The organism is Rhodococcus sp. (in: high G+C Gram-positive bacteria), assembly GCF_049591685.1.
GTDB lineage: Bacteria > Actinomycetota > Actinomycetes > Mycobacteriales > Mycobacteriaceae > Rhodococcoides.
Genome location: NZ_JBAWFH010000034.1, coordinates 1 through 7,148, shown reverse-complemented (window position 1 = coordinate 7,148; position 7,148 = coordinate 1). Strand labels below are relative to the sequence as shown.

At 65.5% G+C, this 7,148-nt stretch carries 6 protein-coding genes; 4 read left to right on the top strand and 2 right to left on the bottom strand.

From position 1 onward, the window contains the following. Positions 1-288 precede the first annotated feature (288 nt). Complete coding sequence (locus tag WBQ44_RS01310; RefSeq protein ID WP_495564932.1) at positions 289-1,671, top strand: WS/DGAT/MGAT family O-acyltransferase; 1,383 nt, start codon at positions 289-291, stop codon at positions 1,669-1,671. Between the two features lie 48 nt (positions 1,672-1,719). Here the strand turns inward: WBQ44_RS01310 and metG are convergent, their stop codons facing one another. Next, positions 1,720-3,276: a methionine--tRNA ligase gene (gene metG / locus WBQ44_RS01305; RefSeq protein ID WP_495564931.1), complete on the bottom strand. Its 1,557-nt coding sequence runs from the start codon at positions 3,274-3,276 to the stop codon at positions 1,720-1,722. Positions 3,277-3,297: 21 nt separating this feature from the next. Here metG and WBQ44_RS01300 point away from each other — a divergent pair, with 21 nt between their 5' ends. The 3 genes from WBQ44_RS01300 (at position 3,298) to rsmA (ending at position 6,370) form a co-directional block, all read left to right on the top strand. Beyond that, positions 3,298-4,137 carry a TatD family hydrolase gene (locus tag WBQ44_RS01300; RefSeq protein ID WP_495564930.1) on the top strand — a complete coding sequence of 280 codons (840 nt, stop codon included), beginning with the start codon at positions 3,298-3,300 and terminating at the stop codon, positions 4,135-4,137. A 175-nt stretch (positions 4,138-4,312) separates the two neighbouring features. Continuing rightward, complete coding sequence (locus WBQ44_RS01295; protein WP_495564929.1) at positions 4,313-5,440, top strand: resuscitation-promoting factor; 1,128 nt, start codon at positions 4,313-4,315, stop codon at positions 5,438-5,440. A gap of 54 nt (positions 5,441-5,494) precedes the next feature. Further along, on the top strand, positions 5,495-6,370 hold the full coding sequence (gene rsmA, locus WBQ44_RS01290) for a 16S rRNA (adenine(1518)-N(6)/adenine(1519)-N(6))-dimethyltransferase RsmA (RefSeq protein WP_495564928.1): 876 nt from the start codon (positions 5,495-5,497) through the stop codon (positions 6,368-6,370). Positions 6,371-6,487: 117 nt separating this feature from the next. Here the strand turns inward: rsmA and WBQ44_RS01285 are convergent. Then, the coding region (locus tag WBQ44_RS01285) for a helix-turn-helix transcriptional regulator (RefSeq protein WP_495564927.1) at positions 6,488-7,148 on the bottom strand (661 nt) is incomplete at its 5' end.

Below are 7,148 nucleotides of genomic sequence, written 5' to 3'. Positions count from 1 at the left end.
GCCTTGGACCACACGGACAGAAACGGCCGGACCGTCAGTTGCAGATACGTCGAGAGCGCACGCGAGGGGAGGCTCCGCCCGGTCATGTCGGTTCTGACCGACGCACCTCTGGGTGTGGCCTGCGGTTGTTTCAAAGCGGTGAGCACGGTTGTCATCGTCCTCGCCTCCGATCGCGTCATTTCTTGGAACTCCTGGTAACGGACAATAACCGGTGACCTAGGCTGTCTAAACCTGAGATCGTGTTCGATGTCACACCGTGATCGAAACTAGGCAGAAAGGTGATCGCTGATGGCGCTCATGCCTGTTACCGAATCCATGTTCTTGATCGCGGAATCTCGGGAACACCCGATGCATGTCGGCGGTCTGCAACTGTTCGTCCCAGCGGGCGAACCGCACGAGCTGGCCCGAGAAATCTATGACAAATTCACATCGGGCGAAGTCCACGAACTGTTTCGCAAGCGCCCCGGACGCCCGGTCAACGTGATGGGTGCCGTGGCGTGGTCACGCGAGGACGAGCTCGATTTCGAATATCACGTCCGCCGGATCGTGCTGCCGTCCCCAGGCCGCATCCGCGAACTCTTTCAGTACCTCTCGCTGCAGCACAGCGCGCCGCTCGACCGCTACCGGCCGATGTGGGAGATGCACATCATCGAAGGCCTCGCCGACGGACGCGTCGCGCTGTACACGAAGATTCACCACTCGATGGTCGACGGTGTGTCCGCTCTGAAACTCATGCTCAACACGCTCACCACCGATCCCGACGACCGCAACGGCGTCGCGACGTGGGACCCGTCGTTGTACAAGTCCAAGCCGCGCTCGGAGCCGTCGTCGCCGCTCGCGCGGGTGACGGGCGGACTGTCGCTCGGCCGGAAGCTGGCGGGCGACGTCGTCGACTTCATCCCGGCAGCAACGCGGTTGAGCGTGCGCGCGTTGCGGAACGAGGGCGCGCAACTGCCGATGCGGGCGCCGCGCACCATGTTCAACGTCCCGATCGGCGGTGCCCGTCGTTTCGCCGCTGAAAGCTGGTCCATCGACCGCATGACCAAGGTCGCCAAATCCCTGGACGTGACGCTCAACGACATCGTCCTGGCAATGTGCTCGGGGGCCTTACGCGCCTACCTGATCGACCAGGAAGCGCTGCCCGATTCGCCGCTCATCGCGATGGTTCCGGTGTCGCTACGCAAACCCGGTGAGGACAAGGGCCCCGGCAACGCCGTGTCGACGATTCTGTGCAACCTGGGCACCCATCACGCGGACCCGTTGGACCGGCTCGGATCGATCACCGAGTCCACCAAACGCGGCAAGAACATGATGCGAGAGTTCAACACCCTCGAATCGCTCGCGTTCGGAGCAGCGACGATGTTGCCGCTGCTGTTCGGCCCCGTGCCCGGCTACGTCAACAACGCACCGCCGCCGTTCAACGTCATCATCAGCAACGTGCCGGGCAAGAAGGACGAGCTGTACTGGAACGGCGCGAAACTCGACGGCATCTACCCCGCGTCGATCGTCCTCGACGGCCAGGCCCTCAACATCACCGTCGCCAGCAACGGGGACCACCTGAACTTCGGACTCATCGGCTGCCGCCGCAGCGTCCCGCACCTCCAGCGCATGCTCACCCACCTGGAGAACTCGCTGGAAGAGCTGGAGAAATCGGTCGTTCATTCGGCGTGAGCGGGCCCCGAGTCGCTTGGACGGACCACCCTGGCCAAGTGGGTGGTTCTAGGCGGTCTTGGGCTCGTACTTCGGGAACACCGGGGACGGCGCAGGCAGCGGCTCACCGGGGACGATGCGCGTGGCGATGTCGGTGAACTCGCGTGCCGGATCGCCGAGGAGTTCGAGGATCCGGGCTGCGGCCGTCGGCATGACGGGCTGGATCAGAACGCCGACGATCCGCAAGACCTCGAGCGTCACGTACAGCACGGTGGCCATGCGGTCCGGGTCCGTCTTGCGGAGAACCCACGGCTCCTGCTTCGAGAAGTAGCGGTTGGTTTCGCCGAGCACCGACCAGATCGCTTCGAGCGCCGAGTGCAGCGCCTGCACGTCGAACTCGCGGCGACAGATGTCGAGCAGTGCGTCGGCCCGGGCCAGCAGCGCCTCGTCGTCGGCGGTGAACGGTCCGGGGGTCGGCACTTTGCCGTCCAGGTTCTTGGCGACCATCGTCAGCGAACGCTGTGCGAGGTTGCCGAGTTCGTTGGACAGGTCGGCGTTCATACGGGTGACGATGGCCTCGGCGCTGTAACTGCCGTCCTGGCCGAACGAGACCTCGCGCAGCAGGAAGAAGCGAAGCGGGTCGAGGCCGAATTCGTCGACCAACGCGAACGGGTCGACGACGTTGCCGACCGACTTCGACATCTTTTCGCCCTTGTTGTTGAGGAACCCGTGGACGAAGACGCGCTTGGGCAGTTCGACGCCAGCGGACATGAGGAACGCAGGCCAGAACACGGTGTGGAACCGCGTGATGTCCTTGCCGATGATGTGCAGGTCGGCCGGCCAGAACTTCTCGAAGCTCTCGGATTCGGTGTTCGGGTACCCGACGCCGGTGAGGTAGTTGGTGAGGGCATCGACCCACACGTACATGACGTGCTTCGGATCGTTCGGCACCTCGACGCCCCAGTCGAACGTGGTCCGCGAGATCGACAGGTCCTTGAGTCCGGAGTTGACGAAATTCACGATTTCGTTGCGACGTGTGTTCGGCGCGATGAAGTCGGCGTTGCCCTCGTACAGCTCGATCAGCTTGTCCTGGTACGCGGACAACCGAAAGAAGTACGTCGATTCCTCGGTCCACTCCACCGGCGTCTGTGTCTCGGTGGCGACGCGTGTGCCGTCGTCGGCCAGGGTGGTTTCGGCCTCGGTGTAGAACGCTTCGTCGCGGACGGAATACCAGCCGGAGTAGGTGTCGAGGTAGATGTCGCCGCGCTCGACCATCTTGGTCCAGATGGCCTTGCTGGCCTCGAGGTGATCGGCGTCGGTGGTGCGGATGAAGCGGTCGTAGGAGATGCCGAGCGTCTTCTGCAATCCTTCGAACGCATCCGAGTTACGCGCCGCGAGATCGCGTACGTCGATGCCTTCCTTGACGGCCGTCTGCTGCATCTTCAGGCCGTGCTCGTCCGTTCCGGTCAGGAACATGACGTCGAATCCGTCGAGCCGCTTGAATCGAGCGATGACGTCCGTCGCGACGTACTCGTACGCGTGGCCGATGTGGGGGGCACCGTTCGGGTACGCGATCGCGGTCGTGACATAAAAGGTGGGCCGTGAGGCATCAGCTGGCGCAGTCATGGTGCGCCTACTGTAATCGTCGTGAGCAAAGACCGTCCCGCACCACCGCTGCCCGAACGCTTGACGAGCCTCGTCGACGCGCACACCCACCTCGACGCCTGTGGCGCGTCGGACGCCGCGAGTGTGGCCGCGATCCTGGATCGAGCCGAGTCGGTGGGCGTCGGACGCGTGGTCACGGTCGCCGACGATCTGGACGCCGCACGGTTCGCTGTCGATGCCGCGCACTGGGATTCCCGGGTCTGGGCGGCGACCGCGATCCACCCCACCCGCGCCAACGTGCTCGACGACTCGGTGAAGGCCGAGATCGAGCGGTTGTCCGGCGACCCCCGAGTGGTCGCGGTCGGCGAAACCGGACTCGACTACTACTGGCCGGGCAAACTCGACGGCTGCGCCACCGTGGACGAGCAGCACGAGGGTTTTCGCTGGCACATCGACCTCGCGAAGCGGTTGAGCAAGCCATTGATGATCCACAACCGCGAGGCCGACGACGACCTGCTCGAGGTGCTACGCAGCGAAGGCGCACCCGAGACGGTCATTTTCCACTGCTTCTCCTCTGGCCCGGAAATGGCCAAGGCATGCGTCGACGCCGGCTACGTGCTGAGCCTGTCCGGAACGGTCAGCTTCAAGAACGCCCACGCGCTACGCGATGCCGCACGACTGATTCCCGATGAGCTACTGCTGGTGGAGACCGATGCGCCGTTCCTGACGCCGCACCCGTTCCGCGGGGCACCCAACGAGCCGTACTGCTTGCCCTACACCGCCCGTGCCCTCGCCGACATCCGTGAGCAGGACCCGGAAGAGCTGGCCGCGATCGTCACCGCCAATGCGGAAAGGGTGTACGCGCTCCGCGCCCTGGCCTGAAGGAAGGCGCTCATGCGCTCCGCGCCCGTGTGCCAAAAAGGTGGTTGACGCAGCACTTTGTGAACACGGGGGAGGCGCAGAGTTGCGGGAACTCCACCGATTCGTTACCGTACCGTGATCCAGCCGACCGGCGTGCTGCACGAAGGTAACGCTCGAAGAATCCCAGGAATCGCTTGTGTCAAGTCTTGCTCGTCTCAACTCCACCAGGTCGTTGACGCTGTATTTGGTGGTGGCCGCGTTGCTGGCCACGCTGATCGTCGGGGGCGCCACCGCAGTGGCCCGTCACAAAACGGTGACGATCGACGTCGATGGCGAAATGATCACGCTCAGCACCATGTCGACGAGTGTCGACGGTGCACTCGAGGCGGCCGGCTACGTACCCGGTGACAAGGATCTCGTCGCGCCCGCCGCGGACGCGAAAATCTCGGATGGTGAGACGGTTGTTCTCCGTCGCGCTCGCGAACTCAACGTGACGGTGGACGGTCGACCCGAGCAGATCTGGACGACAGCACTTACCGTCGACGAAGCCCTGGAGCAGCTGAACCTCGCGGAGGACGTGCACGTCTCCGCTTCGCGCAGCGAGCGCCTGCCACTCGAAGGCACCGAACTCGACGTCGCTCTCCCGAAGCAAGTATCCGTCGTCGACGGCGCCGCCCCGGCCGCCGAGATCACGCTCGCAGCGCCGACCGTCCGTGAGTTTCTCGAGGCAGCGGGCATGCCGCTCGACGCTGCCGACACGGTCACCCCCGGCCCGGAGGAAACCGTCACCGACGAGACCGACATCGTCGTCACGCGCAACCGCACCGAGACGCGCACCGAAACCACCGACGTCGAGCCCGCCCCAGAGCGCATCGAGGATCCGACGATGAACAAGTCGCGAACCGTTGTCGAAAACCCCGGCGCACCGGGCGTTTCGGACATCACCTGGAACGTCACCCTGGTCAACGGCCAGGAAGTCGGCCGCGAGAAGGTCGACGAAATCGTCCGTGTCCCGGCTCAGCCGAAGGTCGTACGCGTCGGCGCCAAGCCGGGTACCGAGGTCCCACCCGTCGAGAACGGCGCCGTGTGGGATGCGCTGGCGCAGTGCGAAGCCACCGGTAACTGGGCCATCAACACCGGCAACGGTTACTTCGGTGGAGTCCAGTTCGACCAGAACACCTGGGAACGGCAGGGCGGCCTCAAGTACGCCCCGCGTGCGGACCTCGCCAGCCGCGAAGAACAGATCGCCATCGCGTCGGTGACGCAGCGGTCGCAAGGATGGGGTGCCTGGCCATCGTGCACCTCGCGCCTCGGCCTCCGGTGATCGAATCCGGTCACTCCGCAGGGTTCGCTTTCGCCGGTGCGTAGAGTTTTCCCGGTGTCAGAACCAGTGAGGGAACCTGCGGCGCTGCTCGGGCCCGCGGAAGTGCGATCTCTCGCAGCCGAGCTCGATGTGCGGCCCACCAAGCAGCTCGGGCAGAACTTCGTCCACGACGCCAACACCGTGCGCCGGATCGTCGCGTCGGCAGGCGTCGGAGGAGCCGACACCGTCCTCGAGGTCGGCCCTGGGCTCGGATCTCTGACGCTTGCCCTCCTCGACGTTGCCGACGCAGTGATCGCCGTCGAAATCGACCCGAAGCTCGCCGCGAGGCTCCCGCAGACCGCCGCCGAGCGCGCACCGTCGCACGCCGACCGGCTGACCGTCGTCGAGTTCGACGCGCTGCGCGTCAAGGCGTCGGACATCCCGGGGGAGCCGTCGGCGCTCGTCGCAAACCTGCCTTACAACGTCGCCGTGCCGGTCTTGCTGCACCTGTTCTCGGAGCTGCCCTCGCTGCGAACCGCCCTGGTCATGGTGCAGGCCGAGGTTGCCGACCGCCTCGCCGCCGATCCTGGCAGCAAGATCTACGGCATCCCCAGCGTCAAAGCCGGGTTCTTCGGCACCGTCAAACGTGCAGGATCCGTCGGTCGCTCAGTGTTCTGGCCCGTCCCGAAGGTCGAATCGGGGCTCGTCCGCATCGATCGGTACCCCGAGCCGCCCTGGTCGCTGGACGACAAGCACCGCCGAGCCGTCTTCGCCGTCGTGGATGCTGCCTTCGCGCAGCGCCGCAAAACCCTCCGCGCAGCTCTCGCAGGTTGGGCAGGCTCACCCGTCGATGCCGAACGACGCCTCCGCGAAGCCGGCATCGACCCCTCGGCGCGCGGTGAAACTCTGGACGCCGCAGCCTTCGTCCGGTTGGCCGACACGCAGGCCTGAGCATCCTTTCCCGGCCGCACCCCTTACCTGGCCGCACCCCTTACCAACCGGCATCGATGGCACGTTGCAACGCTTAGACGGCTGGAATGTGACATCGATGCCCGGGAAGGTACGGCCTCAGCCCGCCACACTCGACTGATAGCGCTGGCTGAGCAGTGTGTGGCGCTCGGCGAGTCGGAGGCATTCTTCGCGCAGTTCGGGTGGGCCGAGGACGGTGAAGTCGGTGTCGAAGGCGGAGAGCCAGCGCGCGATAGAGGGCAGCGAGTCGCCGGACAGCACGATGGTGCAGTAGCCGTCGGCGTCGGATTCGAGGGTGCCCCATTCTTCATCGACCATGGGGGCGATGGTGTCGATGGGGGCGTGGAGGCGGATGTGTGCTTGCACCTGGGTGAAGGCGCGGCTGATGCCTTTGGCGACGAATGCTGCGGCGCCGCCTTCGGGTAGTTCCCTGGGGGTGAAGCGGGGTCCGGTGGGCACTTTGGGCTCGAGCCTGTCGACGCGGAACGACCGCCAGTCCTGACGCATCACGTCCCATCCGAGCAGGTACCAGCGCGCGCCGGATCGGACGAGGCTGTAGGGCTCTACTTCGCGCCTCGTTTCGGTGCCGTCGTGGGAGCGGTAGTCGAACCGGAGGCGTTCGCGGCCGTGGCACACGCCGGCGACGGTGGAGAGCACCGCTGCGTCCACTGCGGATCGCGCGGGACGGTCGACCACGTCGATGCGGAGGGCGTCGAGTCGGTGCCGGACGCGTGACGGCATCACCTGGCGCAGCTTGGTC

Excerpts from the sequence above, each read along its gene's own strand:
- WBQ44_RS01310 (WP_495564932.1), top strand. The coding sequence starts at position 289 with ATGGCGCTCATGCCTGTTACCGAATCCATGTTCTTGATCGCGGAATCT.
- metG (WP_495564931.1), bottom strand. The coding sequence starts at position 3,276 with ATGACTGCGCCAGCTGATGCCTCACGGCCCACCTTTTATGTCACGACC.